The organism is Thioclava sp. JE_KL1 (assembly GCF_009296265.1).
GTDB lineage: Bacteria > Pseudomonadota > Alphaproteobacteria > Rhodobacterales > Rhodobacteraceae > Thioclava.
In genome coordinates this window covers 167,419-185,971 of sequence record NZ_WBJS01000002.1, presented here as the reverse complement: position 1 = coordinate 185,971, position 18,553 = coordinate 167,419, and the positions used below count along the sequence as shown (strand labels likewise).

Genomic DNA, 18,553 nt, shown 5'->3' with positions numbered 1-18,553 from the left:
TAAAGGCCTCTGACCCGGTCGGGTTTACTCGACCCGGTCCATATAGTCGCCGTAGCCCTCAGCCTCCATCTCCTCGTAAGGGACGAAGCGCAGCGAGGCGGAATTGATGCAATAGCGCAGACCGCCCTGATCGCGCGGCCCGTCGGGGAAGACATGGCCCAGATGGCTGTCGCCGTTTTTCGAGCGCACTTCGACGCGGGTCATGCCGTGGCTGGTGTCGGTCAGCTCCACGACATGATCGTCGATCAGCGGCTTGGTGAAGGACGGCCAGCCGCAGCCCGCATTGTATTTGGTCGAGGACGCGAAAAGCGGCTCGCCCGAGACCACGTCGACATAGATGCCCTTGGCGGCGTGGTTGTCATATTCCCCGGTGAAGGGCCGCTCGGTGCCGTTTTGCTGGGTGACGCGATATTGCTCGGGGGTGAGCTTCGCTATCGCCTCGTCGGATTTCTGCCAGTTGCTCATGATGGGTCTCCCTTTCGCGCCTGATCTAGGCGGCGCGCGGGCTTAGAAAACCCCTGCCGCCGCGTTTCGCTCGCATGTTCTACGGCGCAAGCCTACCATCCGGATCAGGAGGAGCCGACCATGACCACACCCGATCCCCGCGCCGATCTGCCAACCCACCGCGTCGAGAACCAGCCGCCCGCGCGCGGTGACGTCGATCTCTACGCCACGGATGCACCGCTGCGCGAGGCCGTGGCGCGGGCGGACGGTCAGATCGAGGCGCTGTCGGATTACGGCCAGACGCTCGGCACCGTGGAGATGCACGAGGCGGGCCGCGACGCGAACCGCCACCTGCCGGAGCTGCGCTTGTTCGACATGGGCGGGCGGCGGCTCGACGAGGTGCGCTTCCATCCCGCCTATCACCGTTTCATGGAGGCCGGGGTCGGTGCGGGCTATGCCGCGCTGCCGTGGGAAGGCGCGAAGGGCGGCCACGCCACCCATGCCGCGATGGTCTATCTCGCAAGCCAGATCGAACCCGGCAGTTGCTGCCCGATGACAATGACCTATGCCGCCGTGCCCGCGCTCGAAGCCACGCCCGAGATCGCCGCGCTCTGGCGCCCGAAACTGACCGCGCGCAGCTACGATCCGCGCGTTCTGCCGGTGGGCGAGAAGACGGGCGCGACGCTCGGCATGGCGATGACCGAGAAGCAGGGCGGCTCGGATGTGCGCGCGAACACCACACGGGCCGAGCCGGCGGACGGGCATTGGCGGCTGACCGGGCATAAATGGTTCTGCTCTGCGCCGATGTCGGACGGGTTCCTGACGCTGGCGCAGACCGACAAGGGGCTCAGTTGCTTCCTCGTACCGCGCTGGCTGGAAGGCGAGCGTAACGCGATCCGCATACAGCGGCTGAAGGACAAGCTGGGCAATCGCTCCAACGCGTCCTCCGAGATCGAATATGAGGGCGCGGTGGCGCATCTTCTGGGCGAGGAGGGCCGGGGCGTCGCCACGATCATCGAGATGGTGCACCACACCCGGCTCGACACGGCGCTGGCGCCTGCGGGCCTGATGCGCGCCGCAATTTCCGAGGCACATCACTGGGCCACGCATCGCGCCGCCTTCCAACGGCGCCTGATCGACCAGCCGCTGATGCGCGCGGTGCTGGCAGATCTGGCGCTTGACTGGGAAGGCGCGCTGACGCTGGGGATGCGGGTGGCGCAGGCCTTCGACAGCGCCCGCCCCGAAGATCGTGCCTTCGCCCGGATCGGCGTGGCGCTCGCGAAATACTACGGCAACAAGCGCTGCCCCGTCGTGACCTATGAGGCGATGGAGGTGCTGGGCGGCATCGGCTACGTCGAGGACACGCCGATGCCGATGCTCTATCGAGAAGCCCCGCTGAACGGCATCTGGGAGGGCTCGGGCAATGTGATCTGTCTCGACATCCTTCGCACGCTGGCGAAAGAGCCGCTAGCGGCGGAGATGCTGCACGCGGAACTGGACGCAGCGCGCGGCACCGATCCGCGCTACGACGCGGCGCTGGCCGATCACTTCGCTCGCTGGCCCTCACTGCCGCCCGAGGCCGAGGCGCGCTGGTTCGCTGAACGGCTCGCGCTGCTCCTGACCGCATCGCTGTTGATCCGACATGCACCTGCGGCGGTGAGCGACGCCTTCGTCGCGACGCGGCTTGCGGGCGAGGCGGGCCGGACCACCGGGGCGATGGCAGGCAGCGATGTCTCTGCTATCCTGGATCGGATCGCTGGCTGAGACTGCGGAAGCCTCCGGCGGGGATATTTGGATCAAGGAGAAGGAGGGGCGCGATGAGCGAAGACCGGTATCTGATCCGGGCCGATGAGATCGCGGCGATGGAAGGGCTGGCGAAGACGCATTTCCTCAACCCGAATGCGCGGCGGATCAACAAGAGCCTTGGCGATGCGACGGGGCTGACCGGGATCGGTGTTCATATCATCGAGGTGGAACCCGGCTGCGAGACCACCGAGTTTCACCGCCACCACCACGAGGACGAGGCGATCTTCGTGCTCAGCGGCAAGGCGACCGCGCGGATCGGCGAGGACCGTCACGCGATCGGGCCGGGCGATTTCATCGGCTACCGCGCGCGCGGCGCGGCCCATACGATCGAGAATACCGGATCGGAGATGTTGCGGCTGCTCGTGATGGGTCAGCGCCTGTCCCATGACGTCGGCGACTATCCCGACTTGGGCAAACGGCTCTACCGCAATGCGGGAATGCCGTGGCAGATGGTGGACGCCGACGCGATCACGGAGGTCAAGGCGGGGGCGAAGAAGTAACGCCCCCAGCCGAGGTTCACGCGTTGAAGAGGAAGTGCAGCACGTCGCCGTCCTTGACCTCGTAGGTCTTGCCCTCGACGCGGAACTTGCCCGCCTCTTTGGCGCCCGCTTCGCCCTTATTGGCAACGTAGTCATCGTAGGAGACCGTCTCGGCGCGGATGAAGCCGCGTTCGAAGTCGCCGTGGATGACGCCCGCCGCCGCCGGGGCCAGCGTGCCCTTGCGGATCGTCCAGGCGCGGGCCTCCTTCGGGCCGACGGTGAAATAGGTCTGCAGGCCCAGCAGGTCGTAACCCGCGCGGATCAGGCGGTCGAGACCGGCCTCTTCCAGCCCCATCTCATCGAGGAACATCTCCGCTTCCTCGGCGTCGAGCTGCGAGATTTCCTCTTCGATCTTGGCCGAGATCACCACGGTGCCCGCGCCCTGCTCGGCGGCCATCTTGGCGACCGCCTCGGATTTCGAGTTGCCGGTCGCGGCGGAGCCTTCCTCGACATTGCAGACATAGAGAACCGGCTTGGCGGTCAGCAGCTGCAGCATGTTCCACGCTTTGCGGTCGTCCTCGGACACCTCGACGGTGCGCGCGGGGCGACCGGCTTCCAGAGCCTCTTTCGCCTGCTCCAGAAGCCGCATTGCCTCTTTCGCTTCCTTGTCGCCGGATTTCACCTTGCGAGCGAGGTTCGCGATACGCTTCTCGAGGCTTTCGAGATCGGCGATCATCAGCTCGGTCTCGATGGTCTCGGCATCGGCCACCGGATCGACGCGCCCCTCCACATGGGTCACATCGCCATCTTCAAAGCAGCGCAGCACATGGGCGATCGCATCGACTTCGCGGATATTGGCGAGGAACTGGTTGCCAAGGCCCTCCCCTTTCGAGGCGCCTTTCACGAGGCCCGCGATATCGACGAAGGTCATGCGGGTCGGGATGACCTCTTTCGAGCCGGCGATCTGGGCCAGCGTGTCGATCCGCTCATCGGGAACGGCAACTTCGCCGACATTCGGCTCGATCGTGCAGAAGGGGAAATTCGCCGCCTGCGCGGCCGCCGTTTTGGTCAGCGCGTTGAAGAGGGTGGATTTGCCCACGTTCGGCAGACCCACGATACCCATCTTGAAACCCATTTCGCCCTCCTGTTTGTGGCTGCGCGCTTCTTATTCATTGGCCGCCCCCGGTGCAAGCGCGCGCGAGGGCAGGAATCGTGATAGGCTGGCCTTCTTGTTCAGGGAGGTGACCGCGATGAGTTTCGAACCCTACATTCACTTTCGAGGAAACTGCGATGAGGCGATGCGCTTCTATGCCGAGCTCTTCGGGACCGAGCCGCCCTTCCTCATGCGCTATGGCGATATGCCCGAGGCCAGTGAAGGCATGAGCGAGGCAGGCAAAGCGCGGATCATGCATGCGCTGATCAAACTCCGCGATGGCGCGCTGATGGCCTCGGACTGGCCCGAGGGACGGGACCGCCCGCAAAGCTCGGTCTCGATCTCGCATGCCTCGAAAAGCCGGGAGGCCGCGAAGGCGATCTTCGAGCGGCTGATGGATGGGGCCGAGGAGGTCATGATGCCCTTCGACGACACGTTCTGGGCCGACGGGTTCGGGATGCTGCGGGACCGCTTCGGCACGGCGTGGATGATCAACGGCCCGGCAAAGATGTAGGCGCAGGCCGTCTGGGACGTCACTACAACACTACACCGCGCGCGAGGCATTGATTTTCCCGCCCTCTTCGCGCAAACCGCTTCGGGACCAGCCGGAGGGACGCCATGACTCGTATCGACGCCAAATTCGCCAGCCTCAAGGAAGAGGGCAAGAAAGCCTTCGTCTCCTACATCATGGCGGGCGACCCGGATCTGGAAACCTCGCTCGAGGTGATGAAGGGCCTGCCGGCGGCAGGCGTCGACATCATCGAGCTGGGCGTGCCCTTCACCGATCCGATGGCCGACGGTCCGACGATCCAGCTGGCGGGCCAGCGCGCACTCGACGGTGGGCAGACGCTGCAGAAGACGCTCGATATGGCGGCAGAATTCCGCAAGACCGACGACACCACGCCGATCGTTCTGATGGGCTATTACAACCCGATCTATTCGCGCGGCGTCGATCGCTTCCTCGAAGATGCGAAGGCTGCCGGGATCGACGGGCTGATCGTGGTCGACCTGCCGCCCGAGGAAGATGTAGAACTCTGCATCCCCGCGCAGGCCGCCGGGATCAACTTCATCCGCCTCGCGACGCCGACGACCGATGACAAGCGTCTGCCGAAGGTTCTGCAGAACACCTCGGGCTTCGTCTATTACGTCTCGGTGACGGGGATTACCGGCTCGCAGGCGGCGCAGGCGACCGAGGTCGGCCCGGAAGTCGCCCGGATCAAGGCGAAGACCGATCTGCCGGTGATCGTGGGCTTCGGCATCACGACGCCTGAAGCCGCGAAGACCATCGCGGGCGTGGCCGATGGCTGCGTCGTGGGCTCGGCCATCGTGAAAGAGATCGCGGAGGGCAAGCCGGTGGCGGAGGTGCTGGACTTCGTGAAGGGCCTCGCAGGCGGCGCGCATTCGGCCTGAACGGCCACGCGCCGCTTAAGCGCGGCTCACGGCTTCATGCGATAGCCGATGCGCAGCCAGTACCAGCCAAGCCCCAGAACCAGGACCAGCGCCGCGCAGATCACGGCAAGACCGTGCCACGGCGAGGCGTCCGATACGCCCAGGAACCCGAAGCGGGCCATGTCGATCAGGTAGAAGACCGGGTTGTAATGGGTCAGGATCTGGAAGGCCGGCGGCAGCGCCTTGGCCGAGTAGAAGGTCCCCGACAGGAACGACAGCGGCGTGATGATGAAGTTGGTGATCGCCGCCATCTGGTCGAACTTGTCGGCGAAGACCGCAGCGAGAATGCCCAGACCGCCAAGGAAGGCCGCGCCGAGCACGACCGCCGCGATCGCCCAGAACGGATGCGCGATCCCCTGCCCCAGCACGGCGAACAGCCCGAGCCAGATCACGACCGCCACGATCAGCGCCCGCGCCACCGCGCCGGTGAGATAACCCACGAGGATTTCCCACGGCGCAAGCGGCGGCATCAGCGTGTCGACGATATTGCCCTGCACCTTCGCGATCACGATCGAGCTGGAGGTATTGGCAAAAGCGTTCTGGATCACCGTCATCATCAGGATGCCCGGCGCGATGAAATGCAGGAAATCGACGCCCAGAACATCGGCGCGGTTGCGCCCGAAAGCCAGCGCAAAGACGGTCAGGAACAGACCGGCGGTGATCAGCGGCGCCAGCACCGTCTGCTGCCAGACCGCGAGAAAGCGGCGAATCTCGCGCCACCCCAGCATCCGCAGGCCCATCCAGTTCACCGCGCCAAAACGGCGCACGCCGATCTCGTACATCCTGATACTCCCGTTGTTGCCCGCTCCCTACACGCTCGCGGCCCGCAGCTCAACGTAGCCCGCGCACAGCTGGTTTCCCGCTTGCGCACTGCTCTGGACGTCCTCGCGGGCCTTGAAAAGCGGGCCTCGCGATTGTATCTCTGCGCTCTCCCGCTAAAATAGGGATTGAAACTGGAATGGCCTGCAAGACGGACTTGCAGGAAACCAAGGAAGGATGCCCATGTCCTGGACCGATGAACGCGTCGAATTGCTCAAGAAGATGTGGACCGAGGGCCAATCGGCCAGCCAGATCGCGAAAGAGCTGGGCGGTGTGACGCGCAACGCGGTGATCGGCAAGGTGCATCGCCTCGGCCTGTCGAACCGCACCGGCGGCGCAGCAGAGCCCGCGAAACCTGAGCCGAAAGCCAAGCCCGAGAAGGTCGAGGCGAAGGCCGAGAAGCCCGCCGCGCAGCCCGCAGCCGAGGCGCCCGAGCCCAAGCCCGCCGCGAAACCGGCAAGCCCCGCGCCCGCACAGGCTGCAACGCCTGCGGTCTCGCCTGCGCGCAAGGCGATCATCCCCGCCGGTCAGCCGCTTCCGCCGCAGCCCTCCGCCAACGAGATCGACCCGGCTGCACTCGCCAAGGTCGGTGAGGTCGAGAAACACGCCAAGAAGCTTGGCCTGATGGAACTGACCGAGCGCACCTGCAAATGGCCGATCGGCGACCCCGCGACCGAGGAATTCTGGTTCTGCGGCCTGCCGAGCCAATCCGGAAAACCCTATTGCGAGGCCCATGTCGGCGTCGCTTTCCAGCCGATGAGCTCGCGCCGCGACCGTCGCCGCTGAGGCAATCGCGATACGAATGACGAAGGGCGCCCCGCGAGGCGCCCTTTTTCTTTGGTCGGTTGGTCGGAGGGTCAGAACCGCCGGGTCCAACCCACCGAGGCCGAGAACTGGTGCATGTCCAATTCGATATCGCCGCCGAACATGCCCGGCCCTTTGACCTTATGCGGAGCGACATAGTTGATCGCGAAATCGAACGTGTCGCGCTCGTTGAGCTTCTTCGCCCCGCCGAAGCTGAAATGATGCTCGACCACGCCGGGTGCGAGCACGCCCAGCATGACGTCCTCCTTGCCGATCGGGTTCGTCGCGTAGGCATAGCCCGCGCGCCACGTCATATCCGGCGTCTGCTGCCACTCCGCGCCGATCCGGACGACATCCACATCGTCCCAGCCAAAGCCCGCGCCGCCCTTGGCTCCGAAAAGTCCGTTGGTATTGGAATTCCCGACCGCAGCGATATTGCTGTAGAAGATCCGCTGGTAGTCCAGCATCAGCGCCAGATCGCTGCGCGGCTTGAAGGTGACGCCCGCGCTGATCGAGGCGGGAATGTCGAAACTGCCGCCATCCTCGAAAAGCCCGGCATATTTGTCGAATTTCGACATCTTGAACCGGGTCTGCCCCGCGACGCCTACCGTGACCTGCGGCGAGATCTCGTATTTCAGACCGGCGCGCAGGCCGAACCCGGTGGAGATGTCGTAACCTCTGCCACTGAAATTGCTGGCATCCGTCGTCATCGGCCCGAACAACGCAGGGTTCAGGCCGCGCGCCGCGAACCGTTGTGCGGCGAAGGTCGGCGCGATGCCCCAGCTGAAATTCCCGTCCTTGCGCCCGTAGCCGACCGAGACGAACATCTGCATCAGATCGACGCCCGCCTTCCCGTCGCAGAAAATCCCGGAATCGCCCGGCGCGGCCGCGCAGTTCGGGTTCGCGACATCGGGATAGCTCGTATTCATGCCGCCATTGCCATAAACCATGACGTTCAACGCGCCGCCGCCTTCCAGCGGGCGGTTATAGCCGAAATTCGGGATCGCGAACCATTCATGCCCCGAATCCGCCCCGCCATCGGGCAAGGGGAAGGCCCCGTTTGCGTCAAACCCCCGCCGCGGCGAGAACGCCTCGAGCCCGAAGGTCATCGCGTGGCCGATATCGGCGATATTCGCGGGGTTGATCGCCGCTGACATCGGGTCGACCGAATAGGCCACCCCTGCCCCGCCGACACCGCGCTGCGCGGGTCCGTAGGCAAGGGCGAAGTAGCCCTCGGTCGCGCTTGCGACGCCCGGAACGCCCAACGCCAGGCACAGCGAAACCGCCCCCGCAAAACGGGGTAATTCAAACTTCTTCATTAGTTTCCTCCCTCTGAGCCGGTTTGTCGCGCAGGCAGGCTCTCCCTTCCCCCCTGCGCCTCGGCTGTGCCGTTCGAAAAACAGCTTCAAATATTCAACTTTAAATATACCTGATCTGGCAAGCGTTTTCTCGTTTGCCGTGTGTCGGGCCGAAATCCGCCCCTCACGCAATGGGAATGCCGTCCGTCACGCGGGGGGCTTTTCGGAACGCTCTGCAAGGGCTATATCGCGCGCCATGAGCACAAACCCTCCGAACCTGCGTCCCGATCTCGCGCCCCGCGCGCGCATCACGGATGCCCCCCGCCCCGGTCAGCCGCTGATCGGGATGGTCTCGCTTGGCTGCCCCAAGGCGTTGGTCGACAGCGAACGCATCCTCACGCGGCTGCGCGCCGAGGGCTACGCGATCTCGCCCGATTACGCGGGCGCGGATGCGGTGATCGTGAATACCTGCGGGTTTCTCGACAGCGCCAAGGCGGAAAGCCTCGAGGCGATCGGCGAGGCGCTGAATGAAAACGGCCGGGTCATCGTGACGGGCTGTCTGGGTGCGGAGCCCGAATATATCACCGGCACGCACCCCTCCGTGCTCGCCGTGACCGGCCCGCATCAATACGAGCAGGTTCTGGACGCGGTCCACGCCGCCGTGCCGCCCGATCCCGATCCCTTCGTCGATCTTCTGCCCGCGGCGGGCGTGAAGCTGACGCCGCGCCATTACAGCTATCTGAAGATTTCCGAGGGCTGTAACCACAAGTGCAAGTTCTGCATCATCCCCGACATGCGCGGCCGCCTCGTCAGCCGCCCGGCCCATGCGATCGTGCGCGAGGCCGAGAAGCTCGTCAGCGCGGGCGTGCGTGAACTGCTGGTGATCAGCCAAGACACGTCCGCTTACGGCGTCGATATCAAACATGCCGAGGAGCGGGGCCACCGCGCGCACATCACCGATCTCGCCCGTGATCTGGGCTCGCTCGGCGCGTGGGTGCGGCTGCATTACGTCTACCCCTACCCGCATGTGCGCAACCTGATCCCGCTGATGGCGGAGGCACAGGAAAACGGCGGCGGCGTGCTGCCCTATCTCGACATTCCGTTCCAGCACGCGCACCCGGATGTACTCAAACGGATGGCGCGGCCCGCGGCCTCGGCCAAGACGCTCGACGAGATCGCGGCCTGGCGCGCGGCCTGCCCGGACATCACGCTGCGCTCGACCTTCATCGTGGGCTATCCCGGCGAAACAGAGGACGAGTTCCAATATCTGCTCGACTGGATGGACGAAGCGCAGCTCGATCGCGTCGGCTGCTTCCAATATGAAAACGTCGAGGGCGCGCGCTCCAACACCCTGCCCGATCACGTGCCCGACGAGGTGAAGCAGAACCGCTGGAACCGCTTCATGGAAAAAGCGCAGGCGATTTCCGAAGCGAAGCTGCAAGCCAAGGTCGGCAGCGTCCAGCAGGTGATCGTCGACGCGGTCGATGCGGAAGGTGCCACCTGCCGCACCAAGGCAGACGCGCCCGAGATCGACGGCAACCTGTTCATCGATGAGGATTTCGAGAATCTCAGCCCCGGTGATATCGTGACGGTCGAGGTCGACGAGGCCTCGGAATACGATCTCTGGGGAAGGCTCGTTTGATCCGCACTCTCGCGCTGCTCGCATTGCTTCTCGGCCTGCTGCCCGTCGCGGCGCAGGCTGGCGAATGCGCCATCGATGCCGCCCAAGGTCGCGAGATTGCGCAGGCGACTTCGCAACAGCGGCAAGCCCAGGGGCTGAATGCGCTCGCGATGGATCTGCAATTGACGCAGGCCGCAGCAACGCAAGGCTGCGACATGGCCCGGCGCGGCTTCTTCGATCACAAGGGCTCGGACGGATCGACCCCGCTCAGGCGGGCGGCGAAGGCTGGCTTCCGCGCCTGCCTGATCGCCGAGAATGTCGCGATGGGCCAGCGCGATCCGGGTGAGGTGTTCGACGCCTGGATGCATTCGCCCGGCCATCGCCGCAACATCCTGCTGCGCGGCGTGACCCGGATCGGCGTGGCGGTCGTACCCCGGCGCGACGGCAAGGGCCCGTGGTATGTGATGGTGCTCGCGAAGCCCTGCTGAAGCTCAGGTCAGCCCTTCGGTGTCGATGTGGATGACCTCGCCGCAATGTTTGCAGTGGATCGCATCGGCATCGTGCAGGCTCAGCCCGCAGGTCGGGCATTCATGGCGCACCTTCGTGGGCCGGAACAACACCTGCGCGAGCCGCAAGAACAGCGTGACGCCGAAGATCATGATGGCGACCGAGATCATCCGCCCCCATTCACCCTTGGGCGTAATGTCCCCGAACCCCGTCGTCGTCAGCGTGGTCACGGTGAAATAAAGCGCGTCGGCATAGTTCGAAATCTGCGGATTGATCCGCACCTGCGTGGCATAGATCAGCCCCGTCATCACGAACAGGAAGACGCCCAGATTGATCGCGGCGATGATGATTTCCTGATGATGGCGGAAGAACTTGAAGTCATGACGCAGCCGCGCCATGAGCTGATAGGTATGCAGCAATCGCAACGTCCGCAGAATCCGCAGGAAGCCCAGCCCCTCCCCTGCGATCGGCGCGAGGAACGACCCGATCGCAATGATGTCGGCCCATGTCGCCGCGCGGGTCCAGAAGCGGACCTTCTCGCCTGAGATCGCGTAGCGGGCGAGGAAATCCGCCACGATCACGACGCCGATCACCGCATCGATGACTTCGATCGTGACCGTGTGGGGGAAGAAGGAGGTGACGATGACGAAAAGGATCGTGGCAAGATCGAAGGCCAGAAGCGCGTAGCGAAACGCATGGGCGCGGCGGGAATCCTCCTCGTAGTAATGGTGCAGCGTCTTGAGCATCGTCTCTCCCATCGTCTTCGCTCAGGGATACAGGCTTTGAACGCCCTGTCAAAGCGCATGAAAAAGGCGGCCCCGGAGGACCGCCCTTTTCGTTGAGTCAGCGCATATCAGCTCATTGCGCACTGGGCGCGAACAGCATCATCGCGGGTTGCGACGAGGCGCCTTGGGTCACGATGTAATTGGCGTCGTCGTAACGTCCGCGCTGCACGTCATGCTGGATGCGCTGGAGCTGGGCCACGGTGTAATCATCGGGGTTGAGCCCGAGCTGCTCGGCCATCTGGGTCTTGCCCGGCGTGGTCTCACCAAGGCCGGGGCCGCCCAGCTGCCGGTCCGCATGGCTGCGGTAATAGGCGAGCTTGGCGACATCGCCGTTACGGGCCGCGTGCAACATCTTCTGCAACTCGCCCACCGAATATTGCGTGGGATCGACATTATTCAGACCGGCGAAGGTTTGCAGCTGCGCCGCGATCTGGGTCTTGCCCTGATTGGTGGCGTTGACGACCATCGACGACGCTTGGGGTTGCGGCGTCATCGAAGGCGCGATGACACCCAGATCCGTACCATTGTCGGCCCCGACTTGGGTCGTGGCGGCCGAGGCGATCCCGGCGGAGCCAGCGGTCAGTGCGAGGGCTGCGATAGCGGTGGTCAGAAGATTGCGGGTCATGATGAAATCCTTTCATCAGCAGGTTGATTTCCAGCGGCACCCTATGGCGCCGATGACCCCGACATATGAGCCCAATCATCGCACAAAAGGCCGTTTTGGCCCCGCCCCGTGTTCACTCAAACACATATACACAGGGAACTCTCATCCAGTCCGGATTCCGTGAAGTGACTGGAATACAAAAGGAAACCGTATTTCTCGAAAGAATCCGGCACGATAGGCCGGATATAGAAACGGCCCCTGCGAGGGGGCCGTTTTCGGTCAGAAGACTGTGTCGATCTTATGCGTCACGGCCCATCACGGGCTGCGGCGCCACGTCAACCGGTTGACGGTTGGTGTGGTTGATGACGTATTTCGCCTCTTCGCGGTTACCGTTGCGCAGCGCGTTCTGGATGCGGAACAGTTCAGCGGTGGTGTATTCAGCCGGGTTCAGGCCGAGCTGGGCTGCGATCTGCGCTTTGCCGGGGGTCACTTCACCAACAGCCGAGCCTTTGCTGGCCGAGGAGCTTTGCGACATCGACGGTGCGATGGAGCCGTAGCCGTCACCGCCGGCAGCGGCCAGCGAGGTGCTCAGGGCGAGGGCGAGGACCGAAGTCGTGATCAGCGTTTTCATTGTTACTCTCCTATACGAATACGCGTGTTGTGCTTCTCACCGAGAGCGAAGCGACAGGGGGAAGCGTCTGTGCCCTCGGCGATGACGCTGATCTAGGTCCGTTCGTATCCGCATGAAACTGGCGTTTTCAAACACAGTTCTGCGCATTTGCGCACATTGAAAAATGACAGTTAAACGACAGAAGCGGCAGGCTCGCCCGTAGGCCCCCGCCACGCCCCCTTTCCCTATGCCGGCTTTCCGCATAGAAGGCGCCCAAACCCCTTATTCCAAACGAGGTCGACCATGGCGTCCTATCAATATGTCTATCACATGGATGGTGTCTCGAAGACCTATCCGGGTGGCAAGAAATGCTTCGAAAACATCCGCCTGAATTTCCTTCCCGGCGTGAAGATCGGCGTCGTCGGCGTCAACGGCGCGGGTAAATCCACGCTGCTTCGCATCATGGCAGGCCTCGACAAGGACTTCTCGGGCGAGGCCTGGGCCGCGAAAGGCGCGAAGGTCGGCTACCTCCCGCAGGAGCCCGATCTGGACCCGGCGCTGAACGTGCGCGGCAACGTCATGGAAGGCGTGGCCGCCAAGAAAGCCAAGCTGGAGCGTTTCAACGAGCTGGCGATGAACTACTCGGACGAGACCGCCGAGGAAATGGCCCAGCTGCAGGACGAGATCGACTCGGAAAACCTCTGGGATCTCGACAGCCAGGTCGACGTCGCGATGGAAGCCCTGCGCTGCCCGCCCGACGAGGCCGATGTCGAAACCCTTTCGGGCGGGGAACGCCGCCGGGTCGCGCTGTGCAAGCTGCTGCTCGAAGCGCCCGACATGCTGCTGCTCGACGAACCGACCAACCACCTCGACGCGGAAACAATCGCCTGGCTGCAAAAGCACCTGATCGAATACAAGGGCACGATCCTCTGCGTCACGCACGACCGTTACTTCCTCGACGACATCACCTCGTGGATTCTCGAACTCGAGCGCGGCCGCGGCATCCCTTACGAGGGCAACTACTCCGCATGGCTCGAACAGAAAGCCAAGCGCCTCGAGCAGGAAGCCCGCGAGGACAAGGCCAAGCAGAAGGTCCTCGAGAAGGAACTTCAGTGGATCCGGGCCGGCGCCAAGGCGCGTCAGGCGAAGTCCAAAGCGCGTATCTCGGCCTATGAGAAGATGGCGGACCAGTCCGAGCGCGAGCGCGTCGGCAAGGCCCAGATCATCATCCCGAACGGCCCGCGTCTGGGCGGCAAGGTGATCGAAGTCGAGGGCATCTCGAAGCATTACGGCGACAAGCAGCTGATCGAGAACCTGTCCTTCTCGATCCCGCCGGGCGCCATCGTCGGCGTGATCGGCCCGAACGGCGCCGGTAAATCCACGCTGTTCCGCATGATCACCGGTCAGGACAAGCCCGACACCGGCGAGATCACCGTCGGCGACACGGTCAAGCTGGCCTATGTCGACCAGTCGCGCGATGCGCTGGATGCGAACAAGACCGTCTGGGAGGAAATCTCCGGCGGGGCCGAGCTGATCGAACTGGGCGACGCGCAGGTCAACAGCCGTGCCTATTGCGGCGCGTTCAACTTCAAGGGCGGCGACCAGCAGAAGAAGGTGGGTCTCCTCTCGGGTGGTGAGCGCAACCGCGTCCACATGGCCAAGCTGCTGAAAGAAGGCGGCAATGTGCTGCTCCTCGATGAACCGACCAACGATCTGGACGTCGAAACCCTGCAGGCGCTGGAAGCCGCGATCGAAGACTTCGCCGGCAACGCGATCATCATCTCGCACGACCGCTTCTTCCTCGACCGCCTCTGCACCCACATCCTCGCCTTCGAGGGCGACGCCCATGTGGAATTCTTCGAGGGCAACTTCGAGGATTACGAGGAAGACAAGATCCGTCGCCTCGGTCCGGATGCTGTCGAGCCGAAGCGGGTGAAGTACAAGAAGTTTAGCCGGTAAGTTCCGACACACACTTCGAACGAAAAGCGAAAGCGCAGAGCATAACCATGCTCTGCGCTTTTCTCTGTTGCTTAAACGCAGTGTTTCTACGCCACGGCACCTCGCCCCTTGCGCGCCACCTTCCCCAGTTCCCGATTGCCATCTATAGTGTCTGGCGAGGGACAAGACACAAGACAAAGCGGGGATGGGACTTGGCGCATATCATCGTGATGGGCAACGAAAAGGGTGGGTCGGGGAAGTCCACCACCTCGATGCATGTGGCGACCGCCTTGGCGCGGATGGGATGGAAAGTGGGGGCGCTCGATCTCGATCTGCGGCAGCGCAGTTTCGGGCGCTATGTCGAGAACCGGCTGGCCTATATGGATCGCGAGGGGCTCGACCTGCCCTGCCCCGATTATCGCGAACTGCCCGAGGTGGACGCCTCGACGCTGGGTCCGGGGGAGAACCCCTATGACCACCGGCTGTCGACCGCCGTAGCCGAGATGGAGCCGTCCTGCGACTTCATCCTGATCGACTGCCCCGGCTCGCATACGCGGCTGTCTCAGGTCGCGCATTCGCTGGCCGATACGCTGGTCACGCCGCTCAATGACAGTTTCATCGATTTCGACCTGCTGGCACGGATCGACCCGGTGACCTCGAAGGTGATCGGCCCCTCGATCTACTCCGAGATGGTCTGGTCGGCGCGGCAGCTGCGCGCGAAGGCGGGGTTGAAGCCGATCGACTGGATCGTACTGCGCAACCGCGTGGGCGCTCAGCAGATGCACAACAAGCGCAAGGTGGGCGCGGCTTTGGAGCAGCTCTCGAAGCGCATCGGTTTCCGCGTCTCGCCCGGCTTCTCCGAGCGGGTGATCTTCCGCGAGCTGTTCCCGCGCGGGCTGACGCTTCTGGACCTCAAGGACCTCGGCGTCGAGAGCCTCAACATCTCCAACGTGGCGGCCCGTCAGGAAGTGCGCGACCTGATGAAGGAGCTGGACCTGCCCGGCGTCGCGGTCGACTTCTGAGCCTCTCTCACGGCGCGACAGGCCCCTTGAGACAAACAAACGCCCGCTGGGAGTGACCCTCGGGCGTTTCGTACTGGTACGGGTAGCTGACTAAAGCGCGTGCTTTTACTGAGGCTTCGGCATCTCAGCGAAAGGCGATACGCGTCTGCGGCACGGTGCGGGCATCGAGCCGAGTTCTTTCATCCGCAGGTCAATCCGATCCTCGCGGCGCTTGAAGAGGCGAAAAAGGGCAGCCAGACAGCGCATTTCGTGTCTCCTTTGTATCGACGCCGTTTTGGCGTCACCCTTCGAGATTTCCGGCCAATTGAGGCGCTTGCGTGGCGGGCTGGGGATATGTCAGTGGCGTTGTCGGGACGCTTTCACGGCCTCTTACGCCGCGACAGGACCCTCGCAGTTTGCGATATCCACGCCATTGCGGACCTTGCGCGACCAGCCAAGCGCCGCGAAAAGCCCCAGCCCCGCCAGCATCATCCAGACCGAGGCGGGAAGCGGCACGGTGGCGGGCGTCTCCACCATCATCGCAATATCGTCGAGCGAGGCGTTCATATAGTAATAGCTCGTCTCGACATCGAACTGGATGCCCAGCGTCGACCCCACACCCGCCTGCAGATAACTGGTCAGATCGTAGCTCAGCGGCGTCGCGCCCTGGACCGCCGCGTCGCCCGGCTGGGTCGAGAAAATCTGCGAGATCACCGCGCCCGCATCGTCGATCAGGCTCACACGGAACTGCTGATCGGGGTCGTCGAAGCCCGACGCGTAGTGGTTCACGAGCTGATAGGTGAAGTTGAAACTTGCGCTGATCACCCGATCGGGAACCGTGAAGAACTGCGTCAAGGTCGAAATCCCGTAGCCGGTTTGCTCGTTCATCACGTCGTAACTGCCCGAGATCGGATCCACGCGGCGCGTCGGCCCGCGCGGATTGAACCGCCCGTTATTGATCTGGAAGTCCTCTGCATAGGAAGAGCTGGTCGAATTCCAGCCCGACAGATCGCCGGTCTCGAAATCACCGTTGGTGATCAGATCGACTGTCACCGCCTGCGCGGCAGAGGCATAGAGGACGCTCACCACCACAAGGGCGAGACAGCGTTTCGCAAAACTGGCAATCGGTAAAAACATGACACGCTCGATCTCGATGGCGTCGCCCCGTTCTTGATGCGGAGACGACTTCGTTACCTTTCATTAACCATCGGAATCGGGACGCACTGGGGCTCCACCGGGGCAATTTCACGATGGGCCGCCATGATGTTTCCACAATCGAAACGCCGCCCCGGAGGGCGGCGCGATTGTTGCTAGCGATGCGAGAGGGAGGTTACCGGGCCCAGTCCCACGGTACGGTAAACTCGCCCAGCTTATGGGCCAGCGCGTCCTGATCGCAGTCTCCCGTGGTCGCCAGATGCGCCACCAGACCGCGCTTCTTGTCCTCGGTGACCGAGATGACATGCGCCTTGATGCCCGCCGTCTCCAGCTCGGCATTGAGCACCCGGGTGATCGCCTTCTTGCGCAAGTCGGGCTTGAAGATCTTGCCCACCGCCGTCTTCGGCAACTCGTCCATCACCTCGAGATATTTCGGGACCGCGGCGCGCTCGTGAATATTCGCGCGCGCATGTTCCATCAGCTCCTCGTCGGTCACCTCGGCGTCGGCAACCAGCTCGACATAGGCGCAAGGCAGTTCGCCCGCGAAGCTGTCGGGCTGACCGATCGCGCCCGCGAAGGCCACCGCCGGGTGGCTCAGCAGCGCGTCCTCGATCTCCGCCGGGTCGAGATTGTGCCCGCCCCGGATGATCAGATCCTTCGCGCGGCCCGTGATCCAGAGATAGCCATCCTCGTCGATACGGCCCAGATCGCCGGTGCGCAGGAAGCGCTCCTCGGCGAACAGATCGTGGTTCTTGTCCGGCTCGGTATAGGTCGAGCCCTCGAAGACCCCCGGATTGGCAACGCAGATCTCGCCGACCTCATCCCGCGCGCATTCGTCGAACGTGCCGTTGCGCTTCTTGAGAATGCGCACATGGGTGTAGGGCATCGGGATCCCGACGGAGCCCACCTTCTTCATCCCGTCCACCGGGTTGACCGACACCAGACAGGTCGCCTCGGTCAGACCGTAGCCTTCCGCGATCTCGACCCCGGTTGCCGCCTTGAAGCGGTTGTAAAGCTCGATCGGCAGCGGGGCCGAGCCCGAGAGCGCGATCCGCAGCGAGGAGATATCGGCATCGACCTTGCGCTGCACCATCGCGGACACAGCGGTCGGCACGGTGATCAGGAAGGTCACCTGCCAGCGCTCGATCAGCTTCCAGAAATTGTCGAACACGCCCTCCCCGCGATAGCCCGCGGGGGTCGGGAAGATGACATGCGCGCCCGAGGCGATGGCCGACATCAGGATCGGATAGGCCGCGAAGACGTGGAACAGCGGCAGCGGGCACATCATCACGTCGTCTTGCTTGAACAAGAGCCGCCCGCCGAGCCAGCCATTATAGATCATGCCGGAATATTTGTGCTGCGCGACCTTGGGCATGCCCGTCGTGCCGCCGGTGTGGAAATAGGCCGCGACGCGATCCTCGTTGGGATCGTCGAACATCAGCCGGTCGCCGGGCATCTTGCTGGCTTCGCCGTTGAAGCTCATCACCTTCGCGTTGTGCTTCACCTCGGTCTTGGGGCGAATGAAGGGCACGATCCAGCTTTTCGGCGGCGAGAGGTAGCGATTGAGATCGACCTCCAGCACGGCCTCGACATTGGGCGCAAGCCGCACGGCTTCAGCCGCCTTCTGCGCCACGTCGGTCTTCGGGAACGCCTTCAGCGTCACCAGAACCTTCGCCTTGGTCTCGCGCAGAATGGCGCCGATCTGCTCGGCATCCAGAAGCGGGTTGATCGGGTTCACGATCCCGGCCGTCGCGCCCGCCAGAAGCACCGTCGCGGTCTCGAGCGAGTTCGGCAGCAGATAGGCCACCGTGTCGGTCGGCCCCACGCCCAGATGGCGCAGCAGGTTCGCAGCCTGCGTGACCTTGCCGTGCAATTGCGACCAGCTCAGCGTCTCCGCCTTGTCGGTCGGGCCGGACATGATCTGGAATGACAGGGCCGGACGATCGCCATGGGCCTTGGCGGTCTCGCTCAGAAAGCCGTAAAGCGTTTCGGGGCGGTTGCGCGCCTCCCAGGGTTTCTCGGCCTCGACCGCATCACGGTCGGCAACTGTCGCGAATTTCTGCATTAGTCTCCTCCAGCG

18 protein-coding genes are annotated in these 18,553 nt (G+C 63.7%); 9 read left to right on the top strand and 9 right to left on the bottom strand.

Annotated elements, in window-relative coordinates:
• Positions 1-24: 24 nt before the first annotated feature.
• On the bottom strand, positions 25-465 hold the full coding sequence (gene msrB / locus F8R15_RS03710; RefSeq protein WP_078542149.1) for a peptide-methionine (R)-S-oxide reductase MsrB: 441 nt from the start codon (positions 463-465) through the stop codon (positions 25-27).
• Between the two features lie 120 nt (positions 466-585).
• Between msrB and F8R15_RS03705 the strand changes: the two genes are divergently transcribed.
• Positions 586-2,208 (top strand): acyl-CoA dehydrogenase family protein, encoded by a 1,623-nt coding sequence (locus F8R15_RS03705; RefSeq protein ID WP_152843629.1) that lies wholly within the window; start codon positions 586-588, stop codon positions 2,206-2,208.
• Between the two features lie 53 nt (positions 2,209-2,261).
• Entirely contained in the window at positions 2,262-2,750 is a 489-nt protein-coding gene (locus tag F8R15_RS03700; RefSeq protein ID WP_152843627.1) for a cupin domain-containing protein, read from the top strand.
• Between the two features lie 16 nt (positions 2,751-2,766).
• On the opposite strand, the gene ychF is transcribed toward F8R15_RS03700, so the two are convergent.
• On the bottom strand, positions 2,767-3,864 hold the full coding sequence (gene ychF, locus F8R15_RS03695; RefSeq protein WP_152843625.1) for a redox-regulated ATPase YchF: 1,098 nt from the start codon (positions 3,862-3,864) through the stop codon (positions 2,767-2,769).
• A gap of 115 nt (positions 3,865-3,979) precedes the next feature.
• On the opposite strand from ychF, the gene F8R15_RS03690 reads away from it, so the two are divergent.
• Positions 3,980-4,396 (top strand): VOC family protein, encoded by a 417-nt coding sequence (locus F8R15_RS03690; protein WP_152843623.1) that lies wholly within the window; start codon positions 3,980-3,982, stop codon positions 4,394-4,396.
• A gap of 104 nt (positions 4,397-4,500) precedes the next feature.
• On the top strand, positions 4,501-5,292 hold the full coding sequence (gene trpA / locus F8R15_RS03685) for a tryptophan synthase subunit alpha (protein ID WP_078522591.1): 792 nt from the start codon (positions 4,501-4,503) through the stop codon (positions 5,290-5,292).
• 26 nt (positions 5,293-5,318) lie between these two features.
• Here trpA and F8R15_RS03680 read toward each other — a convergent pair whose 3' ends face one another.
• Positions 5,319-6,113 (bottom strand): ABC transporter permease, encoded by a 795-nt coding sequence (locus F8R15_RS03680; RefSeq protein ID WP_078522590.1) that lies wholly within the window; start codon positions 6,111-6,113, stop codon positions 5,319-5,321.
• A 220-nt stretch (positions 6,114-6,333) separates the two neighbouring features.
• Here F8R15_RS03680 and F8R15_RS03675 point away from each other — a divergent pair, with 220 nt between their 5' ends.
• Positions 6,334-6,936: a GcrA family cell cycle regulator gene (locus F8R15_RS03675; protein WP_078522589.1), complete on the top strand. Its 603-nt coding sequence runs from the start codon at positions 6,334-6,336 to the stop codon at positions 6,934-6,936.
• Positions 6,937-7,007: 71 nt separating this feature from the next.
• On the opposite strand, the gene F8R15_RS03670 is transcribed toward F8R15_RS03675, so the two are convergent.
• Entirely contained in the window at positions 7,008-8,273 is a 1,266-nt protein-coding gene (locus F8R15_RS03670) for an OmpP1/FadL family transporter (protein WP_152843621.1), read from the bottom strand.
• A 235-nt stretch (positions 8,274-8,508) separates the two neighbouring features.
• Here F8R15_RS03670 and rimO point away from each other — a divergent pair, with 235 nt between their 5' ends.
• Positions 8,509-9,894: a 30S ribosomal protein S12 methylthiotransferase RimO gene (gene rimO / locus F8R15_RS03665; protein ID WP_152843619.1), complete on the top strand. Its 1,386-nt coding sequence runs from the start codon at positions 8,509-8,511 to the stop codon at positions 9,892-9,894.
• Positions 9,891-10,361 carry a CAP domain-containing protein gene (locus F8R15_RS03660; RefSeq protein WP_152843617.1) on the top strand — a complete coding sequence of 157 codons (471 nt, stop codon included), beginning with the start codon at positions 9,891-9,893 and terminating at the stop codon, positions 10,359-10,361. Before rimO ends, F8R15_RS03660 begins: the two co-directional genes overlap by 4 nt.
• 3 nt (positions 10,362-10,364) lie before the next feature.
• Here the strand turns inward: F8R15_RS03660 and F8R15_RS03655 are convergent, their stop codons facing one another.
• The 3 genes from F8R15_RS03655 to F8R15_RS03645 form a co-directional block, all read right to left on the bottom strand.
• Positions 10,365-11,126, bottom strand: coding sequence for an ion channel (locus F8R15_RS03655; RefSeq protein ID WP_078542387.1), 762 nt, complete (start codon positions 11,124-11,126; stop codon positions 10,365-10,367).
• Between the two features lie 112 nt (positions 11,127-11,238).
• Positions 11,239-11,790, bottom strand: a complete 552-nt coding sequence (locus F8R15_RS03650; RefSeq protein ID WP_152843615.1) for a hypothetical protein — start codon at positions 11,788-11,790, stop codon at positions 11,239-11,241.
• A 277-nt stretch (positions 11,791-12,067) separates the two neighbouring features.
• The gene (locus F8R15_RS03645) at positions 12,068-12,400 is read right to left on the bottom strand and encodes a hypothetical protein (RefSeq protein WP_078522583.1); all 333 of its coding nucleotides are present in this window, start codon (positions 12,398-12,400) and stop codon (positions 12,068-12,070) included.
• A gap of 282 nt (positions 12,401-12,682) precedes the next feature.
• Between F8R15_RS03645 and ettA the strand changes: the two genes are divergently transcribed.
• Together ettA and F8R15_RS03635 are read left to right on the top strand one after the other, a co-directional pair.
• On the top strand, positions 12,683-14,338 hold the full coding sequence (gene ettA, locus F8R15_RS03640; RefSeq protein WP_083078446.1) for an energy-dependent translational throttle protein EttA: 1,656 nt from the start codon (positions 12,683-12,685) through the stop codon (positions 14,336-14,338).
• Positions 14,339-14,529: 191 nt separating this feature from the next.
• Positions 14,530-15,339, top strand: coding sequence for a division plane positioning ATPase MipZ (locus tag F8R15_RS03635; RefSeq protein ID WP_078522580.1), 810 nt, complete (start codon positions 14,530-14,532; stop codon positions 15,337-15,339).
• A gap of 369 nt (positions 15,340-15,708) precedes the next feature.
• Here the strand turns inward: F8R15_RS03635 and F8R15_RS03630 are convergent, their stop codons facing one another.
• The gene (locus F8R15_RS03630) at positions 15,709-16,455 is read right to left on the bottom strand and encodes a VPLPA-CTERM sorting domain-containing protein (protein ID WP_152843613.1); all 747 of its coding nucleotides are present in this window, start codon (positions 16,453-16,455) and stop codon (positions 15,709-15,711) included.
• Between the two features lie 193 nt (positions 16,456-16,648).
• Positions 16,649-18,538, bottom strand: a complete 1,890-nt coding sequence (locus F8R15_RS03625) for an acyl-CoA synthetase (RefSeq protein ID WP_152843611.1) — start codon at positions 18,536-18,538, stop codon at positions 16,649-16,651.
• Positions 18,539-18,553 lie beyond the last annotated feature (15 nt).

What these genes read in the sequence shown, in the direction of transcription:
- msrB (WP_078542149.1), bottom strand. Translation starts at nt 465, where the DNA reads ATGAGCAACTGGCAGAAATCCGACGAGGCGATAGCGAAGCTCACCCCC.
- F8R15_RS03705 (WP_152843629.1), top strand. Translation starts at nt 586, where the DNA reads ATGACCACACCCGATCCCCGCGCCGATCTGCCAACCCACCGCGTCGAG.
- F8R15_RS03700 (WP_152843627.1), top strand. Translation starts at nt 2,262, where the DNA reads ATGAGCGAAGACCGGTATCTGATCCGGGCCGATGAGATCGCGGCGATG.
- ychF (WP_152843625.1), bottom strand. Translation starts at nt 3,864, where the DNA reads ATGGGTTTCAAGATGGGTATCGTGGGTCTGCCGAACGTGGGCAAATCC.
- F8R15_RS03690 (WP_152843623.1), top strand. Translation starts at nt 3,980, where the DNA reads ATGAGTTTCGAACCCTACATTCACTTTCGAGGAAACTGCGATGAGGCG.
- trpA (WP_078522591.1), top strand. Translation starts at nt 4,501, where the DNA reads ATGACTCGTATCGACGCCAAATTCGCCAGCCTCAAGGAAGAGGGCAAG.
- F8R15_RS03680 (WP_078522590.1), bottom strand. Translation starts at nt 6,113, where the DNA reads ATGTACGAGATCGGCGTGCGCCGTTTTGGCGCGGTGAACTGGATGGGC.
- F8R15_RS03675 (WP_078522589.1), top strand. Translation starts at nt 6,334, where the DNA reads ATGTCCTGGACCGATGAACGCGTCGAATTGCTCAAGAAGATGTGGACC.
- F8R15_RS03670 (WP_152843621.1), bottom strand. Translation starts at nt 8,273, where the DNA reads ATGAAGAAGTTTGAATTACCCCGTTTTGCGGGGGCGGTTTCGCTGTGC.
- rimO (WP_152843619.1), top strand. Translation starts at nt 8,509, where the DNA reads ATGAGCACAAACCCTCCGAACCTGCGTCCCGATCTCGCGCCCCGCGCG.
- F8R15_RS03655 (WP_078542387.1), bottom strand. Translation starts at nt 11,126, where the DNA reads ATGCTCAAGACGCTGCACCATTACTACGAGGAGGATTCCCGCCGCGCC.
- F8R15_RS03650 (WP_152843615.1), bottom strand. Translation starts at nt 11,790, where the DNA reads ATGACCCGCAATCTTCTGACCACCGCTATCGCAGCCCTCGCACTGACC.
- F8R15_RS03645 (WP_078522583.1), bottom strand. Translation starts at nt 12,400, where the DNA reads ATGAAAACGCTGATCACGACTTCGGTCCTCGCCCTCGCCCTGAGCACC.
- ettA (WP_083078446.1), top strand. Translation starts at nt 12,683, where the DNA reads ATGGCGTCCTATCAATATGTCTATCACATGGATGGTGTCTCGAAGACC.
- F8R15_RS03630 (WP_152843613.1), bottom strand. Translation starts at nt 16,455, where the DNA reads ATGTTTTTACCGATTGCCAGTTTTGCGAAACGCTGTCTCGCCCTTGTG.
- F8R15_RS03625 (WP_152843611.1), bottom strand. Translation starts at nt 18,538, where the DNA reads ATGCAGAAATTCGCGACAGTTGCCGACCGTGATGCGGTCGAGGCCGAG.